Origin of the sequence: Arcicella sp. BE140, assembly GCF_031456255.1 — a bacterium.
GTDB lineage: Bacteria > Bacteroidota > Bacteroidia > Cytophagales > Spirosomataceae > Arcicella > Arcicella aquatica.
Genome location: NZ_JAVDUE010000001.1, coordinates 644560 through 669029 on the forward strand (window position 1 = coordinate 644560; position 24470 = coordinate 669029).

17 protein-coding genes are annotated in these 24470 nt (G+C 34.3%); 10 read left to right on the top strand and 7 right to left on the bottom strand.

Annotated elements, in window-relative coordinates; genetic code table 11:
- Positions 1 to 7: 7 nt before the first annotated feature.
- Positions 8 to 622, bottom strand: coding sequence for a hypothetical protein (locus tag J2Y60_RS02660; protein WP_309912067.1), 615 nt, complete (start codon positions 620 to 622; stop codon positions 8 to 10).
- Between the two features lie 651 nt (positions 623 to 1273).
- Positions 1274 to 2068 carry a winged helix-turn-helix domain-containing protein gene (locus J2Y60_RS02665; RefSeq protein WP_309994530.1) on the bottom strand — a complete coding sequence of 265 codons (795 nt, stop codon included), beginning with the start codon at positions 2066 to 2068 and terminating at the stop codon, positions 1274 to 1276.
- 307 nt (positions 2069 to 2375) lie between these two features.
- Between J2Y60_RS02665 and J2Y60_RS02670 the strand changes: the two genes are divergently transcribed.
- A complete protein-coding gene (locus tag J2Y60_RS02670) occupies positions 2376 to 3431 on the top strand; it encodes a two-component regulator propeller domain-containing protein (RefSeq protein WP_309912065.1) in 1056 nt (351 codons plus the stop codon).
- Between the two features lie 61 nt (positions 3432 to 3492).
- Positions 3493 to 4143 carry a YceI family protein gene (locus J2Y60_RS02675; protein ID WP_309912064.1) on the top strand — a complete coding sequence of 217 codons (651 nt, stop codon included), beginning with the start codon at positions 3493 to 3495 and terminating at the stop codon, positions 4141 to 4143.
- Between the two features lie 151 nt (positions 4144 to 4294).
- Here the strand turns inward: J2Y60_RS02675 and J2Y60_RS02680 are convergent, their stop codons facing one another.
- The 4 genes from J2Y60_RS02680 to priA form a co-directional block, all read right to left on the bottom strand.
- Positions 4295 to 4795: a hypothetical protein gene (locus J2Y60_RS02680; protein ID WP_309912063.1), complete on the bottom strand. Its 501-nt coding sequence runs from the start codon at positions 4793 to 4795 to the stop codon at positions 4295 to 4297.
- Positions 4796 to 5264: 469 nt separating this feature from the next.
- A complete protein-coding gene (locus J2Y60_RS02685) occupies positions 5265 to 5771 on the bottom strand; it encodes a hypothetical protein (protein WP_309912062.1) in 507 nt (168 codons plus the stop codon).
- A 60-nt stretch (positions 5772 to 5831) separates the two neighbouring features.
- Entirely contained in the window at positions 5832 to 6863 is a 1032-nt protein-coding gene (locus tag J2Y60_RS02690; protein ID WP_309912061.1) for a hypothetical protein, read from the bottom strand.
- A gap of 113 nt (positions 6864 to 6976) precedes the next feature.
- Positions 6977 to 9487 (bottom strand): primosomal protein N', encoded by a 2511-nt coding sequence (gene priA, locus J2Y60_RS02695; RefSeq protein ID WP_309912060.1) that lies wholly within the window; start codon positions 9485 to 9487, stop codon positions 6977 to 6979.
- Between the two features lie 191 nt (positions 9488 to 9678).
- On the opposite strand from priA, the gene J2Y60_RS02700 reads away from it, so the two are divergent.
- The 8 genes from J2Y60_RS02700 (at position 9679) to pheT (ending at position 23472) form a co-directional block, all read left to right on the top strand.
- Positions 9679 to 10332, top strand: a complete 654-nt coding sequence (locus tag J2Y60_RS02700) for a LysE family transporter (RefSeq protein WP_309912059.1) — start codon at positions 9679 to 9681, stop codon at positions 10330 to 10332.
- Positions 10333 to 10425: 93 nt separating this feature from the next.
- Positions 10426 to 12426 (top strand): DUF3857 domain-containing protein, encoded by a 2001-nt coding sequence (locus J2Y60_RS02705; RefSeq protein WP_309912058.1) that lies wholly within the window; start codon positions 10426 to 10428, stop codon positions 12424 to 12426.
- Between the two features lie 24 nt (positions 12427 to 12450).
- Positions 12451 to 12843, top strand: a complete 393-nt coding sequence (locus J2Y60_RS02710) for a hypothetical protein (RefSeq protein WP_309912057.1) — start codon at positions 12451 to 12453, stop codon at positions 12841 to 12843.
- Positions 12844 to 12882: 39 nt separating this feature from the next.
- Positions 12883 to 15423, top strand: coding sequence for a DUF4132 domain-containing protein (locus J2Y60_RS02715; RefSeq protein ID WP_309912056.1), 2541 nt, complete (start codon positions 12883 to 12885; stop codon positions 15421 to 15423).
- A gap of 85 nt (positions 15424 to 15508) precedes the next feature.
- The gene (locus J2Y60_RS02720) at positions 15509 to 17503 is read left to right on the top strand and encodes a transglutaminase domain-containing protein (RefSeq protein WP_309912055.1); all 1995 of its coding nucleotides are present in this window, start codon (positions 15509 to 15511) and stop codon (positions 17501 to 17503) included.
- 4 nt (positions 17504 to 17507) lie between these two features.
- On the top strand, positions 17508 to 19415 hold the full coding sequence (locus tag J2Y60_RS02725) for a DUF3857 domain-containing protein (RefSeq protein WP_309912054.1): 1908 nt from the start codon (positions 17508 to 17510) through the stop codon (positions 19413 to 19415).
- A gap of 111 nt (positions 19416 to 19526) precedes the next feature.
- Positions 19527 to 20879, top strand: a complete 1353-nt coding sequence (locus J2Y60_RS02730; RefSeq protein WP_309912053.1) for a S41 family peptidase — start codon at positions 19527 to 19529, stop codon at positions 20877 to 20879.
- A gap of 166 nt (positions 20880 to 21045) precedes the next feature.
- The gene (gene pheT, locus J2Y60_RS02735; protein ID WP_309912052.1) at positions 21046 to 23472 is read left to right on the top strand and encodes a phenylalanine--tRNA ligase subunit beta; all 2427 of its coding nucleotides are present in this window, start codon (positions 21046 to 21048) and stop codon (positions 23470 to 23472) included.
- A gap of 68 nt (positions 23473 to 23540) precedes the next feature.
- Here the strand turns inward: pheT and J2Y60_RS02740 are convergent, their stop codons facing one another.
- The gene (locus tag J2Y60_RS02740; protein ID WP_309912051.1) at positions 23541 to 24470 is read right to left on the bottom strand and encodes an AAA family ATPase; all 930 of its coding nucleotides are present in this window, start codon (positions 24468 to 24470) and stop codon (positions 23541 to 23543) included.

Consider the following 24470-nt stretch of genomic DNA (forward strand, 5'->3'; position numbering starts at 1 on the left):
GGGCTATTTATATATTTGGTGGAACAAGACAGATTTGATTGGGTGGGTTTTTGTATCGTGTCCAAATCTTGTAAATAAAAAATATAGCCATACTCAATCCAACAGCGATTACTCCCTTGTCGCCAAGAAGCCCAACAACATAGTTAAAAACTTTTGCCTTATTAGAGTTAGCTTCTTCTATTGTTCCATTTTCTATTGCGATTGCTTCATAATATGAAAAAATTGTATAAGCTATTGTTGCTACAAGTCCTATTAAATAATTCCTGATAGCACGAAAAGGCGTTAAAGCTTCATTTGTTTTCTGATAATATTGGTTTTTTATAAAATAGCTAAAGAAAACATCGTAATCTTCTTTGTTTATAAAGCTGAATTCACAATCTATAGGAATTCCACCTAAAGTCTTATACTTTATCAAGATATCATCTTCATTCTCTTCTTTTTTAATTGATTTTATAGCATCATATTTGATTTCAACTTTTGTTGCAAAAGAAAGTGCTTTATTCCAAGCTTCTTGAAATGTAGAGTAGGTGTCGTGATTTTGACTTGAAAATTTCAGAGAATTTTCGTCAATTATCAAAGCAGAAATTTTGTGGCCTTTGATAGTAAATACTTTGTCCATCATTTTTTATTATATCAGTGTTTTTATTTTTATGATTTGGTCTTAATACAATAATAGTTAACTTGTAAATATATACACATTTACGGTTTTTCTTAAAAGTAAAGAATAAATATAAATAAACCAATTCGTACTTTTGGCTACTTCTCTTCTATAGGCTGTAGCACACAGAACACGGATGAGAGAAATATTCACTCAGTATTAAAAATACTTAAACTATATAATTATTATGAAGGTCTATATGAAGTATTTACTTTGGGGGTTTGCTATTTGTGTATTTTTAAGAATTTCTTTGGGACTGTATTTTAATAATTCTAAAGCCGATACAATCCTAAATCAATTGAGTTGGGTATATGTTATTCTTTTTTTTGTTGGAGTAGTGTCTATACGTGGTTATTATTATTTTCTTAATAAGAAAAACATTAAATAGTTGGTCTTTTTGTGAATAATAAAGTCATCCTTTTCCGTGGTCTGTCTGTTAAAGACCACGCAAAAGGTATTCCTAAATTACTTTTATTGATATAAATGTTTCCAGAACGAAAAAGTCTTTGTCTTCGTCACTTTGAATTAATAGCAATTCTGCGACTAAGTCTACTATTCCTACTCCTAAATCACTTTCATTAATAGCTAGTAAGTCTAAAATTTTCCCAACACATCCTAAGAGCTGATGGTAAGCTTATATCCTTTGCCACGGATATTAAGAATTTTAACCTCTGGATCAAATTCCAATTTTTTTCTAAGTTTTGATATGAACATATCCAGACTACGCCCCACAATAACACCTTCATCTTCCCATATCTCTTTTTGCAGTCGGCTTCTCTCTATAGTCTCGTTGGGAGACAATGCAAAAATGAGCAATACACGGGTTTCTGTTGCGGTCAGGTCTATTGTCTTTCCATTTATCATAAGCTTGCGATTCTTAGCATCGAACAGCACCGAACCTAAAGTTAACAAGTCTGTATTCTGACCGTCAGGTAATGTTTTCTGAGGCTTAGCAGATTTCAAAAAAATAAAACCAACAAGTACTAAAAAGGGCAAACCGCCTAGCAGAAATTCATTCTTAGCTGTATTTATGCTCGACGATTTAAATTTAATGTTGATCATGTAACTTGCTCTGGGTTGCTTTCTTCCTCTACAAGCTACAATGTCATCTTTTTTATTTTTGGATATAGCATATCCATAGGCTACACTGGAGTTGCTACTGTTCAGAACTTTGACAACATAATCATCTGCGAGCGGGTCTTTGGCCAACAAACGCTGGGTAGTATTTACCAAGGAGTCCGTTTGGAAAGTTAGATCATTTTCAAAGCTGATTTGATATTCATATTCTGCATTTTTTTTTATCGGAAGCACCCTTGACGTACTGTCGCCTGATTGTAAAAGTAGTTCATGTCCGATTCTGCGGAGCAAAATTTCCCTTCTTTCGATAGCAAAGTCGTCACTATCAGTCATACTGAAAGCTACGCAGATTGCAGAAGTAAACAAAAGCAGTATCAATCCAAAGAGGTACTTGCCTTTCCCAGACAGGAGATTTCGGCTATCAAGCATAGTGTCATTTTTTTATTTACAAAGTTTACATTTTTATTTACAATCCAAATCTCTCAATCCGAAAAATATCCAAGTAGATTCGCTGAACCAATTTTGATGGGATATGAAAATAGAAAAAACGTCTTAGTGTTTACTGAAAAATGAAATAAGGGAGCCGCATTGACTGCTATTAGAACCGTGCCGCTGTCACCAATATTAAAACAAATAAATTATGAAATACATACACATATACGCTTTGATGTTAATCTCTGTTTTTTACGCCTCTTGTGGACAAAAGCAAAATGAACCACATAAAGATAATATCAATTACGACATCAAAGACACAGTCACTACCTACGGGCCTAACAGAATGGTTCGTAATGTAAAACAAGGCCGAAATGGCACTATTCTGATTGCTGCATCATTTGCTGGTGTTTTTCGATACGATGGAAAAACATTCACTAATCTCGCAAGTAAAATAGGTTCGCGCAGATACTGGAATGTTCTGGAAGATCGACACGGAAACCTTTGGGTCGCTACTTCTGATTCAGGTGTTTATCATTACAATCCCAAGCGGGAATCCTTTCAACATTTTACAACTAGGGAGGGACTTGTCAATAATGGGGTCTTGTCTATTTATGAAGATAGAGCCGGTAATATTTGGTTCGGTACTGGAGGTGGAGCAAGCCGTTATGATGGGAAATCATTTCAAAATTTTACAACGAAAGACGGACTTTCTAATAATGGCATTCATACTATCCTTGAAGACAGAACCGGGAAATTATGGTTTGGCACAAGTGGCGATGCTTGTTTTTATGATGGAAAAACATTTACTGTTTTCAGAAATAAAGACGGTAAGGCATTTTACAATGTTTGGTCGATAATAGAAGATAGAAAAGGTAATATTTGGTTCGGTGCGTCGATAATCGAAGATAAAAAAGGCGATACGTTGGTGATTTCTAATGGTCTTTGGCGGTATGACGGCAATAGGTTTACTAAGGTAACGAAAAGGAGTGCTTCTGCCATCATCGAAGATAAAAAAGGAAACATCTGGACTACTGGTCCAGTCAATCCTAATGGGGTTGGTGACTGGACACTTTCCCGTTATGATCAAAAGTCCTTGTACAATAAAAACCCCGCTGTAACCGAGATAATGTCGTTAAATAAAATGCTTTGTGGGATTTTGGAAGCTAACGATGGCAGTATATGGTTTGGCTCTATGAACGGAGTGTATCGTTATGACGGCAAGACCATCACGGACTTTAGAAGGAAAGAGGATCAGCAATAATTTGTATTGCTGATTTTAAAATCATTTGTCAATTATTATTAATCAATATAATTACTATAGTATGAACAACAAGATATCAATCACTTACTTAATTTTGATGATTGCTCCTTTGGTCTTCGGTTGCCGTGGAACTGTAAAAGAGGAAAACGAAAATGCATCGGCAAGCTCTGTATCCTTACATGTTGGGAATGATAAATACATCATGATAGATACGAAAGAAAGTGTTGTAACATGGAAAGGTTCTAATCTAAATGGTTTAAACACTCAAACAGGGTACGTATATATATCAAAAGGAGAATTGATGATTGAAAACGGTCAACTTGTGGGTGGTACAGTTGAAATCGACATGAATACAATTGAAGATAAAAACCATCGGAGTGATAATAACCTTGTTAATCACTTAAAAGATCCTGATTTTTTTGAGGTTAAAAAATTCCCATTTGCTACAATCGTAATTACCAAGGTTGCATTAATAAATGGGGAGAATAAAAACATAACAGGGAATCTAACGATTAAAGGTATCACACACCCAGTTACTTTCCCAGCCAAAATGGAAGTTAAGGACGGAATTGTCAGAGCGAATGGCAAGCTGGTCATTGATCGAACCCTATGGGATGTCCGATATAAATCAGCAAAGTTTTATGATAATTTAGCTAACCAAACTATGTCGGATTCCATTGAATTCTATATTAAGATTGTAGCAAAAAAATAAATATCTCTTCTGTTTTAGAAGATAAAAAAGGAATCTTTTGGTTCGCTTCTAATGGTTCAGGGATTTTTTATTTCTGTAGGAAATCCTTTGAAAATTTACAAGCACCCACTAGTCCAAGTGACGCTTTGCTTAACACTTGAACTAGTGGGAACTATTCCTTACCCCAAATTTTTTTTAATTGTTCAATATCCTCCAAATCTTTCTTTCTTGCCGTTGCTTCCTTATCTTCAATTAAATCCCAATAGTGCATAAAATGAATTTTAGTTTCCAGTAGTTCAACTGTCTCTTTTCTTTTATTTGCGTCAATGAATTTGATAATAGCTTTTATTTCTGGTAAAACGTCAAGGGTAAAATTGTCAAAGTCAAATCTGAAAAAAGACTTGCGAGGATTTGGGCTTTTCTCATTTTTGAATTCAGTGATGTCTTGTCCCAATTCTTCTATTACTTTCAAAATATTGAAGTAGTTTTCATAGGTCGGATTATACCATATATCAATATCTGGTTTCTGTGTTAGTTCCCCCGAAATGTTCATAGAATGTCTATAATAGCCATTTAATGCTACAGCCGTTCCTCCAATAATCATATATTGCACATTGTGTTTTTCAAACAATCCGCAAATGGTCAATAAGCTATTTTTTAGATTATCTTCCATGAACTATTGTTTAGAATGAATAGGCTTACTTTTGTCAACTTTTATTGACCTAATGTCCATAATGACTTTTTCAAAGTTAGTATGGTTTTTTAGACTTGAATCATATCGTACAACCTTCTTTTCAATAGTCTTCATGTCATCAAATGTTGTGAATTTTTTAACAGTCTTCATTGTTTAAAGTATTTGTTTAATATTGATGTCAAAGGGTAAATAATCGTAGTGTAGGATTTTAGAGATATGCTCTGTTCATCTACTGTCAAGTTTCTTAGAAGCCAAATGCTTAATTTGAGCAGTCCCGACCGCATTATTCTTATACAATGACAATATTAAAGGGAATTATTTGATTTTTTATATAACATGCTTACAAACATTAACTTAGGCATCATTAATTTTAACTAATTAGTTTTTTCCCACTAGTCCAAGTGACGCTTTGTTTAACACTTGAACTAGTGGGGACCTTTCCTAAACATTATTCTCCTTGATGAATCCAAATGTATTTTTTGCCATTCCAATAAATAATACCTCCTGCTATAAATCCACCATCTTCATAAGCTTCGATTAATATTGCGTGATGTGACAATTTGATTTCTTTACCTCCAATTATATCACCGCTTTCTTGGTCAAATTGTGTTTCCTGTGCAGTTTTCTGTTTATAAACCGACCATTTGTCAACCCAATTAAAATTGTCTGAATCGTCAAGTTTTTTACCTGACCCAAATACATAATACTCGTTGGTCTTACCATGAATTACTAAAATACCATTCTTTTTATTGAGTTTATCCGTGACAAAAACAGCTATATCTTGTTCTTTATCAGCATTAAAATCTGCTTCTAGAAATGTAGGTTTTAGCCTTTTATTTATCATATATTTTTTATCCAAACCCTTTTCAATAAAAGCTTTTTTAAACCAAGATGGTAATGTTTGAGCATTTGCTTGGATAGAAAGGAATATCAATAATAGCGGTAAGTATTTCATAGGTTATGGAAAAGAAGAAGTTCGTGGAGGTACGAACCTTGGCAAAAGTAATTATATAAACTATAAATTAAGTGCCATTTTTGTGAAATCACTAATAGTTTTACCTAAAATAGCCATACCTGCATCATGAGGGTTTTCTAATTTATATCTACCTTTGGCAGAGCCATTTAAAGAGTAGTCCTTACCTTCAATTGTAATTATGCACCAATGTTTATAACGACACTCAATAATTACTTCATCACAATAAAATGGCCATTCTTCTAAATATTCTGATTTGAGTATTCTTTTTGATTTATATTCAGAATTAAATCGTCTATTTAATTTATCTAATAATGTTCGTTTATGAACCTTTAAAGGTGTTTCTTTATACTTCGTTGTCGCTTTTCTATAATCAGTTTTACCAATATTTTTTTCATATAATAGTCCATAATCAAAAAAAGAGTTTAATACTAATCGTTTTGCAATATCGCCCATATTATTAAATATAAATTGCCTTGCTAAGCTGGCAAGAAACTTCTCAAAAACTATGATTATATGACTTGTAATTTCTTGTGTTACCTCATGACTAAAATCACTAGAAAGAATTTTTTCAAAAGAAATATTTTTTCTTATCATTATTTCATATTCATAAGATTTCCATCTTTCCATTATATCGACACCCTTTTTATTATTGTTAGTAATGATGTCGAAATTATAATATCTTGAAATTTTACCAAACTCTGAAAGTAAAAAGAATAATTCTTTTAAATCTTTATCATTAGTTAGAAAGTCTCTATCTACTTGATATTGAACTGTTCGGAACTCTGAAAAAAAATTATCTAATATTTCTTGTAATAATAACTCTAAGTCATGACCAAGATTTTTTAAGTATTTATAATCTGGTAGAATTCCGTTTTTCTTAAAATACCCTAAGCATATATATGCTTTCATAAACCTTTCAAAACCTTGTGATAATAATTGAAAAGTTAAAAAATAAAAACGTTCACCTGATTTAATATTCTGTAATTCCCCAAGCCCTATTCTAATTAATTTATTTGATGTATCAAATTCCTCTAATAATGCAAGGTTTTTAATAATTTCAATTTTAGCCATCTTACAAGATTTATAATTTTATTTATTAGTCTTTTTTTAAATTTAATAGACTATATATTATTCTACTTAGAACTAATTGCTTTTTCAAAGGTGAAAAAGTAAATCTGCTCAAATTACCCACAATCCACATCCACCACAATCCCCACGCCCTTAAAATCCTTAGACAATTCTATATTTTGTACTTGCTCTGCAATAAATGTTTTGGCTCCTTTTAGGTTGATGGCCTTTTCTAATTTTATCAAAATCTCAAATAAATACTGATTGCGTACTCTTTCAACTAATGGCTTTTCTGGACCTAAAACTCTTTGTTTTCCTAGCTTTTCGGTTAGTTGTAATGCTAATGCCTTAGCCGCTTTTTCAGCATTGGGCTGGTCGATATGTTTTAAGGTAATCTTGATGATGCGAGTAAAGGGAGGATATTGAAAATCTTCCCGCTCTTTGATTTCATCTTGATATAAGCCTTCATAATCATTTTCGATGATTTGCTTGAGTATCTTTTGTGTTGGATTATTTGTCTGAATCAATACTTTTCCTTGCGTTCCTCTTCGTCCTGCTCGTCCTGCTACTTGTGTTAACATTTGGAAGGCTCTTTCAGAGGAACGAAAGTCTGGGAAATGAATCATTCGGTCGGCATCAAAAACACAGACAAGACTAACCTTTTCAAAGTCAAGACCTTTAGATACCATTTGTGTACCTACTAATATATCTACTTCTCCACTTTCTACCTCATTAATGAGTGTCTGGAATGCCGTTTTTGTACGGGTAGTATCCAAATCCATGCGGGCAATATTGGCAGTTGGAAAAAATAATTGTAATTCCTCCTCTAGCTTTTCAGTCCCATAACCTCTGGTTTTCAATTTAGCAGAACCACAAGCCTGACAAGTCTTCGACATTGGTTCGTGATGTCCGCAATAATGGCAACGTAATTCTTGATTACTGTAATGATAGGTTAGGCTAACATCACAATTAGGACAAGCCACAATTGTATCACAATCTTCGCATTGAATATAAGGCGAATATCCACGACGATTCTGAAATAAAATGGTTTGTTGTTTCTTTTCAAAATTTAGCCCCATCGTATCCAACATCATGTTAGAAAAATCGCCTTTCGTCAGCTTCTGTTTACGGGCAGTTTTGATGTCAATCAGTTCAATATCGGGCAACTGAGTATTACCAAAACGCTCTTTCATTTCTACAAAACCATAACGCGCTATTTTAGCATTATAAAAACTTTCGATAGAGGGCGTAGCAGAACCCAACAGCACTTTAGCTTTTTGTCGGTGAGCTATTACTACAGCCACATCTCTGGCATGATAGCGAGGAGCAGGGTCAAATTGTTTATAAGAAGTCTCGTGTTCTTCATCTACAATGATAAGTCCTAAATTATCAAAAGGCAGAAATACGGCAGAACGTACACCCACGATAAATTGAAACTTGCCAGATACTACACCTTTCCAAACCTCAACACGTTCATTATCAGAAAAACGAGAATGATAAATGCCCATTTTATCCCCAAATACTTTTCTAAGTCGCACCACAATTTGGGTAGTCAAAGCAATTTCTGGTAATAAATACAATACCTGCGAACCACTTTCTAATACCTGTTCTATGAGTTTGATATAAACTTCCGTCTTGCCACTACCCGTGATACCATGCAAAAGGGTAGTGTCTTTTTCTTGAAAACTCTGCATGATTTCTGTAAAGGCACTTTCTTGTGCTGAAGACAAAATAGGAGTAGGGGCTTCTACAAAATCAAGGTCTTCCTCGAAGCGACTAACAATTACTTCAAATTGCTCAAGGATGCCATTTTTCAAGAGGGTATTCAATGAACTTTCCGACACTTTGGCTTTAGTCAAGGCACTTTTTTCTAATCCTTTTTTATTTAATGATGGGGTGCGTAATACGGGGACATATTTTAAATAATTCAGAATGACATCCAACTGCTTGGGTGTTTTTTCTAATTCACCAATGAGTGCTGTTAGATAGTTAGTATCTTCATAAAATGCATTGAGCCTGATTTTTTTTAGAATTTTAGGGGAATATTTTTCACGTACTTCTTCAAAAACAATAATTGCTTTTTTCTGAATTAATGACTTGATGATATGATAAACATTTTTGACTTCAGCAAAACGGGCTAATTCATCATAATTTAAGGATTGATGTTTTTTGAGTTCTTCAATGATTTCTCCTTCACGTTCAGTCAATAATTCAGGCTTGTCAAATTCAGGATTAAACTGCACTTTCGATAAGCTAGAAATCTTTAAACCCGAGGGCAAAGCGATGTTCATCACTTCTCCTACAGTACACATATAATAGTCGGCTACCCAATAAAATAGTTCTATTTGCTTAGTATTTACCAAAGGTGCGTCGTCTAATACTTCTAAAATATACTTGGCATGATATTTTTCTGGAGGTTTATTATGAATGCGAGCAATAACAGCAGTTACTACTTTGGTTTTGCCAAATTGCACAATTACTCTAAGACCAGTAGTGATACTGGCAGCATATTCACGTGGTACACGATATGTAAAAGTATTAGGTACTGCTACGGGAACAATTACATCGGCAAAAAGGGTGATTTCTTCTGTATAGGATGATGTTTGATTATTTTCTGAGGATTGCATTTGCTTGATTGATGCCTTCTTGTTATTCAAACAGGAATAAAATGGATGCTAATATTAAGCTCGGTGTTGCCGATATTATATGCAATTTACGGGAAATAATGTTTTGGTAATACAGCCGACAAACCCGAAGTAAAGAAATATAGTAGTTTTGTTTAATAACAATTTAAATAATCTAAACGTATTACTGTCTTATGAAAGCACTTATTATTTTCTCCGTCACTACTATCATTAGTTTTTTAGGTTCTTTTCACCCTGGTCCATTGAATATGTCGGTGATTCAAGCTACCCTCAGAAAAAGCCTAATAGCAGGTCTATGGATGACTGTCGGAGGTGTGCTTCCTGAAATAATTTATGGCTATTTAGCCGTAGAGGGCTTAAAAGTATTTGATAAATACCCGCAGGTTTTTGAAATTATGCAATGGGCTATATTGCCTGTTTTACTATTGATAGGGTGGAAGTATTTAAAACCAAAACAAATGCAGGAAGAGCTTTCTAAGTCTGAAGAAATAAATGTAGATATTGAAGTAACTTCTTATTGGGGCGATTTTATTAAAGGATTTTTATTGTCATTTCTTAATCCTCCGATAATGGCTTTCTGGTTAGTTATCTTAATCAATTATCAAAACTACGAATACTTAAAAGTTGAATTTTTATTGGATAAAATTGCTTTTGTGTTAGGTGCAAGTACTGGTGCTTTTATACTAAATTATTTATGTGCTTTGATTGCCATCAAAAAGAAGGGAGCGATTTTTCAATATTTATCGCAGAATATGTTTGATAAGATTATGGGTTGGACTTTTTTTTTAATTGCTTTTGTTCAAGTGATAAAATTGTTGGTATTTTAATTAAAAAAAAGTTTCATAATATTTTTTGAGAGTTTTAATATTATGAGTAACTATGCTATAGTTTATTAAGCCACGAACAAATTTAACTCTTACATGTCACCTATTTTTACACCTCACAAGTGTATCCTGTTTATCGCTTGTGTTCTACTAAGTTTTTGTATTAATGCCCAAACGCCAGCTACCCCAATCACCTTTGGGAGTATCGATTTGAAAGATCTTCAGATGAAGACTTACGAAAAAGACACGTCCGCTGAAGCCGTTGTATTATGTGACTATGGCGAATATTCCTATTATTTTGGGAATGATTTGCCCAAAGTACATTACAAAAGACATATCCGAATTAAAATCTTAAAAAAGGCTGGCTTTGGTTTTGCAAGCCAAAAAATCCCTTTTTATATATCTTCTGATGGAAACAAATCAGAATCGGTAACTGACCTAAAAGCTATTACTTGGAACCTTGAAAATGGCTCACTAGTGAGCTATACAATGTCTGAGGAGGATTTTTTTGAAGAGAAAGGAAGTAGTAATACGTACTATAAAAAATTTACGTTCCCACAAGTTCGCGAAGGCTCTGTGCTAGAATTCAGTTATGAATTAGAATCTGGCATGTGGTATAACCTTCGTCCGTGGAATTTTCAGACAAACATCCCTACTATCTGGAGTGAAATAAGGGCTGAGATTCCTGCTTATTTTGATTTCAAAATAACATTGCTAAGCTTTATCCCCCTAAAAGTAAAGGAAACAAAACAAGATTCCCGCAATTTTATACGTAGTAATATTCGTGACCCTTATCTTTCATACAGGTTTGCTTTGGCAGATGCGCCAGCCCTCAAACCTGAACCTTTTATAACGACCATTGAAAATTATCGGTCTAAACTAGAATTTGAATTAGCCTCTACTTTTTTCCCTAATCAGGGAAAAATAGATTACTCTCAGACTTGGGAGGCCCTTAATGAAACACTTTTAACGAGTGACTATTTCGGAAAGCAAATCAAGAAATATGATGAAGCCCAAAAGATAGCTGAAACCTTAAAAAGCCAAACCAAGGATTCATTGTCGTTATTGACAGCCGCTTATCAGTATATCCAAAATTCGATGCAATGGGATGGTGATAATAGAGTGTTCACGTCAGGTACTAACCTCAATAAAGTAGCAGAGAAAAAAATAGGTAACTCGGCCGAGATTAATTTGATGTTGGTAAGATTGCTCAGAGAGTGCGGTTTTGAGGCTAATCCTGTTATTTTAAGTACACGTGAAAATGGCTTTCCTACAGATTTAGTATTATTAGATAGGTTTGATTTTACTATTGCTCATGTGGTACTAAACGGGAAAGATTTGTTATTGGATGCTACTAGTAAACTTACCAAAGTTGGACAATTACCCTTACGTTGTTTGAATGATAAAGGGAGGTTGATTGTTCGGAAAAATAGTCGTTGGATACCTATGCCTGTACCACAAACAAGTAGAAAGGTAGTTTTAATGGAAATGGATATTCTGCCTGACCAGCAACTCAAAGGGAATGTTGATATATCATACTTAGGGCATGAAGCTATCTATTTCAAATCGGCGGTGCTTGCAAAAGGAAAAGATGCTTATTTAGTTGACTATAAAAAGAATAAACCTAATTATGATTTTAGTAAAATAGCGATAACTGGTGTTGACTCAGCTGAAACGATGCCTCTGTTAAAACTAACAGCTACCGTGAATGAAGCCTATTCGATAGCTGGCGACCGCATCTACCTGTCACCCATGCTTGGAATGGGCGAAGATACCAATCCATTTAAAACGCCTAATAGAAGTTATCCAGTGGAATTTGGAATACCTCAAGAAGAAATTTTTAGTGCACTTTATAAACTTCCAGCAGATTATACAGTAGAAGAATTACCTAAATCAGAGAGTATCGCTTTGCCTGATAATGGAGGACGCTTTGACTTTAGATTGACTGTATTGGAAGGGGGCTTTAAAATAGATAGTAAAATAGTCTTGAAAAAGCCCATATATTCTAGTGAAGAATATGGAGCGTTAAGAGAGTTTTACAATAGAATTGTTTTTAAGCATGCAGAAAAGATTATTTTGAAGCAGAAAGACAAATAAGAAAAGTATTTAACGATAACTTCTATGATAGCACTAACAATCAATGATGAAACTGCGATTGGGAAAATTACCAATCAAATTATACTTGAATTTGACCAAGAAATAATTACGGTTAAAGACCTAATTCAAATGCGAGTATATCAAGAAGTAGCCAATTATAACAATCGCCTTTCAGGTTACTTCCAAGGGTTGGTCCAACCTTCTGAAACTGGAAATGTATTAAATGGGTACAAGTCTAAAGAAAGAAGAAAAATTGATCCTGAAAAGCAGTTATATATTGCTTTGGATGCATTTCAAAAAAATGGATATTTTGTGTTAATAGATAATCGTCAGGCTGAAGCATTAGACGAACAAATATTACTGAGTAGTTCTATGATGATAAGCTTTGTGAAATTGACTCCTTTGATTGGAGGCTGATAAAGGGTAATTTTCAAATATTATCATAATACTACTTATATGTTCAATAAAATTAAAGATATGATTTTTGGAACAAATAGTTCAAAATATCATAGTGTAGAAATAACATCATTGCTGAATCAACTGATAGACGAGGCCATAAAAGAAGGGTGGAGTGATATCAATCCAAAGCTCTCGGGGTTAACAGCTTATGGGTTAATCCAAGAAAAAGATACAGTATTTAAGAGTAATCTAATGATTTTACTTTTAGATGAAATAGCTAATTCAGGGGATAATTGGAATTTAAACCTTAACGAGAGACGGGAAAATTCTATCAAGTCAACATTATTAAATATAATATTGAGAACCAATTTGTTATTAAATGAAAAACAAATAATTGATGCTGTTGATATCTACCTTAAATCTAAAAAGCAGGGGTCTTTTCCTCTAGAGATGTTTATTAAACAATTACATTTTTCTAACAAAGAAACCCCATTCTCTGATGAAGTTAAGCAAAAACTAACTAAGATTTATGATGTATTAAAATCAAACCGATATAATAAAAGAAAAGCTTTAGCAATTTATGAGTTTCTGGTACCAAGCAACGAAAACAATATAAACCCAGTTTTTGCCGACAGTAAAGATGAGGTTGGACAAGAGATTAACAGATTTATAGCAAGTACAGATGCTACCGAGCAAACTGTTTTATATCAGTTACTTGCATTATTTAAAACGGCAACTTCAGGCAAACCAACCAATAAATTTTTAAAGGAGGTAGCAAATATTTGTTCAGCAATTGATAAACAACGGTATCTAGCTATAATAAGAGATTGGTTAATATTAGTAAAAAAATTGAAGCCAACAATTGAAGAACATACATCACATTATGGTGGCAGAGAACATACGTGGGTAAATGCAACGTTTCTGGAAGAAATAAATAGTAGTATAATAAAAGGCTGCGTTTGGTCTTTATTGACTTTCGAAGAAAATGACGCCAATATAGTTTTGTTACTTTCAGAGGTTGCTCAAAAATGTCATACAAAAATTCCAGGTAAAGGCCCCGCAGCAGCAGGTGTTGGTAATGCCTGTATTTATGTACTGGCTCAATCTGGTATGAGAGGTGTTTCTCAGCTTTCTCGCCTAAAACTTCGCATCAAACAAGCCAGTTCTCAGGAACTCCTTCAAAAATATATTATAGAAGCCTCAGAAAAAATTGGGGTTAGCCCAGAAGAAATTGAAGATATGTCGGTATCTAATTTTGGTTTAGAAAAAGGCACATTAACAGAAAATTTTGGTGATTATACCGCTACTCTTACAATCTGTGCGGTAGGAAAAACAGAAATAAAATGGACGAAGCAGGAAGGCTCATCACTCAAAACAGAACCATCAGTTGTTAAGAAAACTTTTGCTGATGAGCTAAAGGAATTCAAAGATGTTAATGTCCAGATTCAAAAGATGCTATCTGCCCAACGTGATAGATTAGATAGAATGCTGATTCAAGACCGAATTTGGACTTGGGATGATTTTAATCAATATTATGCAGAACATGGATTGATGAGTTATTTATCAGATTTATTGGTTTGGGAATTTATTAATGACAATATCACAATCAGTGCATTTAAGTTGAATGGTCAATGGGTTTCTGTCGATGAAAAACTGATTGAAAACATAGATAGCAAAACTCTTGTGAAACTTTGGCATCCAGTTGATAAGCCTATTGCTGAAGTAACGGCATGGCGAAACGTATTTGCAAATTACCAAATAAAGCAACCAATCAAGCAAGTTTATAGAGAGGTTTATTTGTTAACAGATGCTGAAATCAGTACACTTAATTATTCTAATCGTATGGCTGCTCATATTTTAAAGCAGCATCAATTTAATACCCTTGCAAAATTAAGAGGCTGGAAATATAGCCTTTTAGGAGCATACGACAAAGGATATGAGAGTGAAATAGCAAGAATTAATTTGCCGAAATATAACCTTAGAGCAGAGTTTTGGGTAAGTGAAGTAAATGCTAATGATGCTTGGAATGATACAGGGATTTGGCATTATATTTCAACCGACCAAGTAAGGTTTATCAATAATAATGATATTACCATCAACTTGATAGATGTACCTCCAATAGTTTTCTCTGAGATTATGAGAGATGTAGATTTGTTTGTTGGGGTTGCTAGTGTGGGAAATGACCCTGAGTGGAGGGATAATGGAGGGCTTCAACAATTTAGAAATTATTGGGAATCATACTCTTTTGGAGAATTGGGGGAACTGGCAAAGACGCGCAAAGAAATCCTTCTACGGCTTATTCCGCGGTTAAAAATAGCCAAGGTAGCAGAGGTTAAAGATAAATTTGTAATCGTAAAAGGGGAATTTAGGATTTATAAGATTCATATTGGGTCAGGTAATATTTTGATGGAGCCTAACGACCAATATCTGTGTATAGTACCTGATAGAAGTGCTAAAAACATTGGCTCTGAAACTGTTTTTTTACCTTTTGAAGGCGATGCCGTATTATCTATCATTTTAAGTAAAGCCCTTCTACTAGCCGAAGATGATAAAATAATAGATACTACTATCACGCGTCAAATTAAAGCAATATTCTAGAATATTTGTAACAAGGTGAAAGCGAATAGAGAGAATAAATACACTATTTACCCTTTTTATTAAATTACTACAAACATACATACAAATGAATAACCACAACTTAAATTTTAAAGGAAGGCTACTCTGTCTTCTATTGCTTCTAGTGGGCTTTTCTACTGCTGCCCAAAACAGTCCCATCAAATTTGGTAAAGTGGAGATTGCAGATTTACAAAGTAAAAGCTATGATAAAGATACTGCTGCTGAAGCCGTAGTCCTTTGTGATTTCGGAACCCATGATTATACCTTTCAAGGGGAAAATTTGAAAGTAATTTTTACAAGACATAGAAGAATTAAAATCCTCAAGAAATCAGGCTATGATTGGGCTACCCATTCATTCGGACTAAGTAGTGCTAAAAATAGTAGTGCTAAAGAGTACGCCACTAATATTAAAGGAGCTACCTATAATCTTGTCAATGGTAAAATTGAAGTGACAAAGCTAGAGAAAGAATCTATCTTTCTAGAAAAGAAAAATGAATATTATAGTATTAAAAAGATTACATTACCGAATGTAAAAGAAGGGTCTATTATAGAGTTTTCTTATATCATTGAATCTGATTTTGACACCGAAGTTCGTCCTTGGGAATTTCAAAGAAGTATTCCTACAGTTTGGAGTGAATACCAAGTAAAGGTGCCTGAATTTTATCAATTTCAAGTAATAACGCAAGGATATCAGCCCTTCCTTGTTGCAAGCAATACGCAAGAATCAATAAATCTTGGTGCTGGCGTAGGAACAATCAACGCCACATATTACAGATTTGTTCAAAAAGATGTGCCAGCATTAAGAGAAGAACCTTATATCACAACCATTGATGACTACCGAACACAAGTAGAGTTTGAGATTTCGGCATATACGCCAAGAGGTGGAATTCACAAGAATTTTTCATCAACATGGAATGACTTTTCTAAAACTTTAAATGAATATGAACGCTTCGGCAGATTATTAAATAAAGGAGGCTTTTTGAAGGATGTTGCAGCTACTATAAAGTTGACGGCTAAGGATAGCCTATCAAAAATACAAGCAGCATATGACTATGTTTCAAAAAATATGACATGGAACCAAAACGAAAGTTTTTTGGCTACCAGTAACTTGAAAAAAGCCTTTGAAACGAAAACAGGTAATGTTGCTGATATAAATTTGATGCTGATTGTTTTATTGAGAGAATTAGACATAGAAGCTGACCCTGTTGTGATGAGTACTAGAACTAATGGGAGAGTGTTGGACCATTATGTACTAGAACGAAAATTTAATTATGTGATTGCTGCGATTGCTTATCAAGGAAAATGGCTACTAATAGATGCTACTGAGCCAATGATGTCTTTGGGTATTTTGCCAATACGTTGTTTGAATGGACAAGGGCGTTTAATTCATGGTGATTCGGGTGACTGGGTGAAGTTGGAAAGTAATGATAAACTAGCCAAAACTGTGATAGCCAATTTGGAGATTACCCCTGAGGGACAATTACAGGGACAGTTAAGCATAAACCACATGGGATATTTAGCACATGATGAAAGGGTAAGTGTTGTAAAAGATACTAAAGCAAAGTACATAGAAAATCTAAAGAAAAAACATTCAGCTTGGGAGATAAAGACTGTTGATATTGAAGATGAAAAAGATATTACCAGACCCCTACAAATAAAATTAGACCTTAATATTACTGAAGGTGTAGGGGTAGCTGGAGAAAGAATTTACATTAGTCCAATGATTGGACAAGGAGAAGATAAAAACCCTTTTACTACGCTTGAGCGGAAATATCCAGTGGATTTTGCTGCCTTGATTGAAGATAATTTTATTGCTACCTATCAAATCCCGAAAGGATATGTCGTTGAAGAAGTACCTAAAAGTATGAAAGTGAATTTACCAGAAGACTCAGGGAGATTTACGTTTTTAGTGGGCAAAGCCGACGACAGGATTTCTATTTCTAGTAAAATACAATTAAAGAAGACTATGTATTATGCTGAAGAATATGAATTGTTGAAGAGGTTCTTCGACCAAATTATTGCAAAACACGCCGAACAAATTGTTTTAAAGAAAGCTCAATAAAATGATGAAATCATTCATAATAAGTTCGCTACTATTCATTGCTACGCTGAGTAATTCTTTTGCTCAGAATACTTGGACGGTGGCCAGTATTCCTGCTGAATTAAAGGAAAAGGCTCATGCTGTTATCAGAAATAGTGAAACAGTTTTTATCGTAAAAAACTTAGGTGAAGCCATAGAAAAACAGCATACAATTATTACAATCCTTGATGAACAAGGATTGCAGTATGCCTCTATGAATTTATTTTATAATAAACTTCAAAAAGTAAACAATTTTGAAGGGGTATTGTATGATAGTAATGGAGAGAAAGTAAAGAAACTCAAGAAAGATGATATTCAAGACGGAAGTGCGAACGGTAACGGAACACTTTTTGGCGATAATCGTTATAAACACGCTGAATTTCGATATGCTCTTTACCCTTTTACAGTAGAGTTTATTACTGAGACACTTAACAAAAATTTGCTATTTTATCCAATGTGGTTCCCGCAAGAAGATGAGGAAAATGTGACAGTTGAACAATCTTCATTGAAAATACAAATGCCAACAGGTATGCCATTGCGTTATAAAAGCATTAATGGGATGGCTGAACCTACTGTGGAAAACAAGCCAGAAGGTACTACTTATAATTGGCAAGTAAAGGGGATGAAAGTTTATGAAAATGAAACATATTCCCCTAAATGGACACGCTATGGAAAAGGAGTATTAACTGCTCCGAATGAATTTGAGGTGGAGGGCTTTAAGGGAAGTTTGAAAACTTGGAAAGACATCGGTTTGTTTGATAACACTTTGTGCGAAGGAAGAGATATTTTACCTGAAAATATTCAACAGGAAGTAAAACAATTGGTAGCCAATATTACAGACCCAAAGCTAAAGGTTAAGAAAATATATGAATATTTACAGTCTAAAACGCGATATATTTCTATCCAATTGGGTATTGGAGGGTGGCAACCATTTGAAGCTAGCTATGTAGCTGAGAAAGGCTATGGCGATTGTAAGGCACTCTCCAACTATACAAAGGCATTATTGAAAAATGTAGGAATAGAATCATTTTATGCTTCTATTAGAGGAGGTAGTAATGAAAGAGATATTCAGACAGACTTTCCTTCTCAGCAATTCAATCATGTAATTGTTTGTGTACCTATGAAAACGGATACTATATGGTTGGAATGTACTTCACAGGATAATGCCTTTGGCTATTTGTCTGATTTTACCAGTGATAGATACGCTTTGTTGGCAACACCAGAAGGAGGAAAGTTAGTTCACACCCCTGTTTATAAAGCAAAAGATAACCAGCAAAATAGAAATATAAAGGTAACTTTAGCTGAAGATGGCAATGCTACTGCCGAGGCAATTTCAGAATATACAGGGCTGTTATCGGATGATTATGTGGAGATTAAAAATCTATCCAGTCGGGATGAACAACAAAAACAGCTTTATAAAAGTATTAGCATACCAAGTTTTGAATTGAATGATTTTTCTATACAAGATAAAAAAAGCATGATACCTGTGGCAACAGTAAAGCTAAATTTGAATGTTAGAAAATGTGCTTCTAAAAGTGGAACAAGGTTGTTTTTAACACCAAACTTGATGTCGATTACTCATATTATTCCACCCGCTCTAGATAAGCCACGTCAAACAGAAATAGTACTAAAAACGGCCTATACTGAAACAGATTCAGTATTATATCAATTACCTAAAAATGTAGCCCTAGAGTTTAAGCCAGAAGGGGTAAAGTTTGTGAATAAATTTGGTTCTTACCAATCAGAATTTCAAATGAAAGATGGAAGCTTATTATATATTAGAAGGTTTGTTAGAAATCACGGAAAGTTTCCTGCTGAGAGTTACGCTGAATTTGTTGAATTCTACAAGAAAGTAAGCAAAGCCGATAGAACACAGGTAGTGTTGAAGCTTTAAATTTTTACTTAGAATATAAGTGGAAAAAATAACGAATTCAATCTTAAGCTATTACTCAATAATCTAAGATTGAATTCGTTGTATGTTCTGCCAAATCAAACTTTATTTTATATGCTTCACAAAACTAAAAACATAGCAATTGTTGGATTGCTTTTTACGATTGCTTGGTTCTCTTCCTGCAAGAAAACAGAGGACAATGTCATTAGTAATGCTACAAAAGATGTGAGGGATAGCGTTTATGCTATTTCACAGGAATTGTACCTCTGGAATACGAATTTACCCGGTTCAGCTATATTTAACCCGACGAGCTATCCAACCGCTGATTCGGTAATGAGAAAAATAAGAACATATAGTCCTTTTGTAAATGGTAAATATCAAGATAGATGGAGCTTTGCCATTGAAAAATCTGTATGGGATAATTACGTAAGTGGTAATAGTACTGATGCTGGCATACAGTATGCCTTTGTGAGTGCTACAGACTTAAGAGTTAAATTAGTCTATTCACAGTCTCCAGGGGGATTATTGGGTATAAAACGTGGGTGGCAGGTATTAAAAATTAATGGAATTGATGCCATTAGTGCTAATATTAATCAATTAAATACAGAGCTTGCCAAAAGTACTCAAACGACAGTTTTCCTTAAACCAGATGGTACACAACAAACACTAACGCTTACTGCAGCGGCTTATAAATCAGACTACGTAATAAACCCGAAAGTGTTTTCTGTAAATGGTGTAAATGTAGGTTATTTTAATTTTGATTCATTTTTAGGAGATGCAATCAATGGTAAAACGGCGCAATCTACGCTTAATGTATTAGACCAAACATTTGCTGATTTCAAGTCAAAAAATGTAACAGAATTAATTTTAGATTTGAGATACAATGGAGGAGGCTATGGGTTAGTGTCTAATTATTTAGGAAATTTAATTGCTCCAGCCTCTGCAATTGGGAAGGTATTTGCCAAAACGGAACATAATAGCAATTATACACAATACAACAGCACTGATTATTTTACTAATGCGACTAACGGCTTGAAATTAAGTAGAATAGTAATCATTGTGAATAAAGGAACGGCGTCGGCAAGTGAAGAATTAATAAATGCTTTAAAACCAGTCATGACTGTTAAATTGATAGGAAATGCTACTCATGGCAAACCAGTAGGCTATTATGCTATTCCTACGATGGACTATTATGCTTTTCCTGTCGCTTTCAGAAATGTTAATTCAGCAGGTACGGGTGATTTTTACGAAGGTTTTGCGGTAGATAAAGTTCAAACAGATGATTTTACCAAAGACTTAGGTGATGCAGATGAAGCGTGCTTGAAATCTGCTTTAGAATATTACAGAACAGGTGTGTTACAATCTACTCCGCAATCAGCCAGAGTCAGTGCTGAAGTAGAGCTATTGAATACTAAAATAACAAAAGACCGCCTAAAACTAACAGTTTATGATTTACCTAAAAAGTAAAATCATACGTGTTTGCAGGTCTTCATAATAAAAATCTTTACCCCACAAGATGCAAGCAATCTTGTGGGGTTTATTTATGTCTTCTATTTTTTGTTTAACTTTGCATTTCCGAGAAATTTTTAAAAGAAAACAATTCTCAATCACGAAATCTTACATTGCATTTAGAATGAAAATCTCCCTTAATTGGCTTAAACAATTTGTAGAAATAACAGAGTCGGCTCAAGAATTAGATAGTCTCTTAACTGGAACGGGCTTAGAAGTAGAATCCATCGAGCGTCACGAAGCAATTTTGGGCGGTTTAGAAGGTTTTGTAGTAGGTAAAGTACTTACTTGCGAACGATTTATGGTGAAAGAAAAGCAACTAAGTTTAACCACTGTTGATATTGGTGCTGAAACACCTTCGCAAATTGTTTGTGGGGCGGCTAATGTAGATGCTGGACAAAAAGTAATTGTAGCAACAGTTGGTACTACACTTTATGACCATGCCAAAGGAGTAGAGATTTTTAAAATCACTAGTAAAAAAACCTACGGGCATCTTTCAGAAGGGATGATTTGTGCAGAAGATGAACTAGGAATTGGTACTTCGCATGATGGTATTTTAATATTAGATACTGATTTACCAAACGGTACGCCTGCTACTCAATACTTTAATTTAGAAGCAGATTTATTAATCGAAATTGGACTAACGCCCAACCGTGCAGACGCTGCGTCGCACTGGGGAGTAGCACGTGATATTAAAGCTAAAACGGGTCGTGCTATTACTTTGCCTTCCATAGAAGCTTTTAAAGTAGATAATACTAATTTCCCGATAGAATTAATCGTAGAAGACCCTGAGGCTTGTCCACGTTTTTGTGGTGTTACGATTGATGGCGTAAAAGTGCAGGAGTCACCAGAATGGTTGCGTAAATCATTAGAAACAATAGGCTTGCGTTCAATTAATAATATTGTAGATATTACCAATTACATCTGTCATGGCTTGGGGCAACCAATGCATGCTTATGATTGGAATGCTATTGCTGGTCAGCAAGTAATTGTAAAAACACTTCCAGCAGGTACTAAATTTACCACGCTTGATGAAGTAGAACGTACTTTAGGCGAAACCGATTTGATGGTTTGTAATGGTGAAGAACCAATGGGTATCGCAGGTGTTTTTGGTGGAACAAAGTCTGGTATTAAGCCTGAAACTACTCGTGTATATTTAGAAGTAGCCTATTTCAACCCAGCTTCTGTGAGAAAAACTGCACAGCGTCATGCTTTGAAAACAGATGCTTCGTTCCGTTTTGAACGTGGTACAGACCCAAATGCTAAATTATATGCATTAAAATACGCTGCTTTGTTGATTCAAGAATTGGCTGGCGGTGTAGTTGCTTCGGAAGTAAGTGATTTTTATCCAAATCCAATTGCAGATTTTACGATTCCAGTGTTATACAAAAACGTAAACCGTTTGATTGGTAAAACATTGGATACAAGCTTGGTAAAATCTATTCTTGAATCGTTAGATATTCAGATTCAAGGAGAAGATGAAAATGGTTTTACAGCCATTGTGCCACCTTATCGTGTAGATGTTACGCGTGAAGCTGATATTATCGAGGAGGTGCTAAGAATCTATGGTTTTGAAAATGTAGAGTTGTCAGAAAATTTAGGTACTGAATTTTTATCTGGCTTCCCTCAGAAAGATAGAGAACAATTGCAGTTAAAAATCTCTCAGGTTTTAGCCGCAAATGGTTTCAACGAAATCATTACAAACTCTTTAACAAAACCTGCTTATTCAGCATTGGTTAAGGCTGATTTGCCAAATGATGATGTTGAAATCTTGAATAAATTATCAGAAGATTTAGGCGTGATGCGTCAGACGATGGTATTTTCTGGACTAGAAGTATTAGCGCATAATATCAATCGCCGTCAGAAAGATTTAAAAGTGTTTGATTTTGGTAAAACCTATCACAAAATCAATGACAAATACGTTGAAAAACGCCATTTAGCATTGTACGTAACAGGAAATACTGAAAATGAAACATGGCAATTGAAATCGCAAAAAGTAGCATTTCATACTTTGGCAAGTGCTGTGAATAAAGTGTTGGGTAGTTTAGGTTTCAAAAATTTAGACACAAAACCATTAGAAGGCACTGCTACTTTTGAATATGGACTAAGCTATGTATTAAATAAAAAAGAAGTAGTGAAAGTTGGATTAGTAAAACCAAGCGTAGCCAGAAAGGCAGAAGTAAAGCAACACGTTTTCTTTGCTGATTTTGACTGGGATTATTTATTCAAGCAATATAACGACAAAGCTGCTTTTGTAGAATTACCTAAATTCCCAGAAGTACGTCGTGACCTTTCATTAGTGATTGACAAAACAGTTACTTTTGACCAAATTCAAAAGTTGGCACGTAATTACGAGAAAAACTTGTTGCGTCAGATTAACGTATTTGATGTATATCAAGGCGAGAATTTAGGAGCAGATAAAAAGTCATACTCAGTAAGCTTTATCCTTCAAGATTACGAACAGACATTGACAGATAAAGTAATTGACAAAACCATGGAAAAACTAATGACAGCTTTTGAAAAAGAAATCGGAGCGGTGATTAGAAAATAATTATCATATTGTCCTCTTAAAACGCCACGAGAATCTAAATCCTTGTGGCGTTTTTTGTTTTTAAACGATTAAAAGTTTCCATAGTTTACTTGTAAACAAGCCAAGCCTAGTTCGTTTCTCCATAAGTCAACGATTTGATTACGGTCGTCTAAAACGAATTCTACGAAAAAAACATTTTTGATATACTGCTCATAAAACTCTTTCTTAATTTCCGCATCTTTACGACTATCACCTGTTTTTCTCATGTAAAGGGCATCATATTGAATCCGATTATAATGTAACCAATTAATCGTTTGACTTTTTGCATTATCTTCTCTGCCCGATATCAAGATGATTTTTGACCCTTTTTGGTAATAGGTTTTTAATATTGATGCAATAGGTTCATTCAATAAATCTGTTTCACAGCTTTTTGAATCATAAGGACTTCTATCATGAATAATGGCTAAAGTACCATCTAAGTCACAAATGATAGCGTGTGGTAATGTCTCGTCTTGTACTTCATAAAATGGCCCACGTTCTCTAGCACTTGATTTTGATGGTTTTATGGTGTCGGTAGTTGTATCAGTTTGTTTCAACATATATTGATGATAAAACTTCATAATCACTTCGCGACCTACCTTTTTCTCTCTTCTTTCATCTCTAATAATACATTCCTCTAAAGACGTATCAAATTCTTTAAACTCTATCGTTACTTTTTTGCCAGTCTCTTTTACATATTTTTGTGCAATTTCACGAATCGTTTCTATGGATTTTTCAGAAAGATTTGTATCGTCTAGTACCACATTTTTGCCTTCTTTCAATGCTTCAATAAGCATCACATTGCGAACAGTATCCACAAATTTTTCATTATCTAGTGAATACACCGAATTATCTAACATGTCTCTTAACTCATCTTTGTTAAGTCTTTTCCATGTACCCTTATTGTCTTTAATTAACTTTCGTGCGAAAGTGGATTTTCCACTCGCGGGTAAGCCTCTTAATATTAATATTTTCTTCAT

Coding starts and splice junctions, on each gene's coding strand:
- J2Y60_RS02670 (WP_309912065.1), top strand. CDS start 2,376: ATGAAATACATACACATATACGCTTTGATGTTAATCTCTGTTTTTTAC.
- J2Y60_RS02710 (WP_309912057.1), top strand. CDS start 12,451: ATGATAGCACTAACAATCAATGATGAAACTGCGATTGGGAAAATTACC.
- J2Y60_RS02715 (WP_309912056.1), top strand. CDS start 12,883: ATGTTCAATAAAATTAAAGATATGATTTTTGGAACAAATAGTTCAAAA.
- J2Y60_RS02680 (WP_309912063.1), bottom strand. CDS start 4,795: ATGGAAGATAATCTAAAAAATAGCTTATTGACCATTTGCGGATTGTTT.
- J2Y60_RS02660 (WP_309912067.1), bottom strand. CDS start 622: ATGATGGACAAAGTATTTACTATCAAAGGCCACAAAATTTCTGCTTTG.
- priA (WP_309912060.1), bottom strand. CDS start 9,487: ATGCAATCCTCAGAAAATAATCAAACATCATCCTATACAGAAGAAATC.
- J2Y60_RS02720 (WP_309912055.1), top strand. CDS start 15,509: ATGAATAACCACAACTTAAATTTTAAAGGAAGGCTACTCTGTCTTCTA.
- J2Y60_RS02725 (WP_309912054.1), top strand. CDS start 17,508: ATGAAATCATTCATAATAAGTTCGCTACTATTCATTGCTACGCTGAGT.
- J2Y60_RS02705 (WP_309912058.1), top strand. CDS start 10,426: ATGTCACCTATTTTTACACCTCACAAGTGTATCCTGTTTATCGCTTGT.
- J2Y60_RS02700 (WP_309912059.1), top strand. CDS start 9,679: ATGAAAGCACTTATTATTTTCTCCGTCACTACTATCATTAGTTTTTTA.
- J2Y60_RS02740 (WP_309912051.1), bottom strand. CDS start 24,470: ATGAAGAAAATATTAATATTAAGAGGCTTACCCGCGAGTGGAAAATCC.
- J2Y60_RS02685 (WP_309912062.1), bottom strand. CDS start 5,771: ATGAAATACTTACCGCTATTATTGATATTCCTTTCTATCCAAGCAAAT.
- J2Y60_RS02665 (WP_309994530.1), bottom strand. CDS start 2,068: ATGACTGATAGTGACGACTTTGCTATCGAAAGAAGGGAAATTTTGCTC.
- J2Y60_RS02690 (WP_309912061.1), bottom strand. CDS start 6,863: ATGGCTAAAATTGAAATTATTAAAAACCTTGCATTATTAGAGGAATTT.
- J2Y60_RS02675 (WP_309912064.1), top strand. CDS start 3,493: ATGAACAACAAGATATCAATCACTTACTTAATTTTGATGATTGCTCCT.
- pheT (WP_309912052.1), top strand. CDS start 21,046: ATGAAAATCTCCCTTAATTGGCTTAAACAATTTGTAGAAATAACAGAG.
- J2Y60_RS02730 (WP_309912053.1), top strand. CDS start 19,527: ATGCTTCACAAAACTAAAAACATAGCAATTGTTGGATTGCTTTTTACG.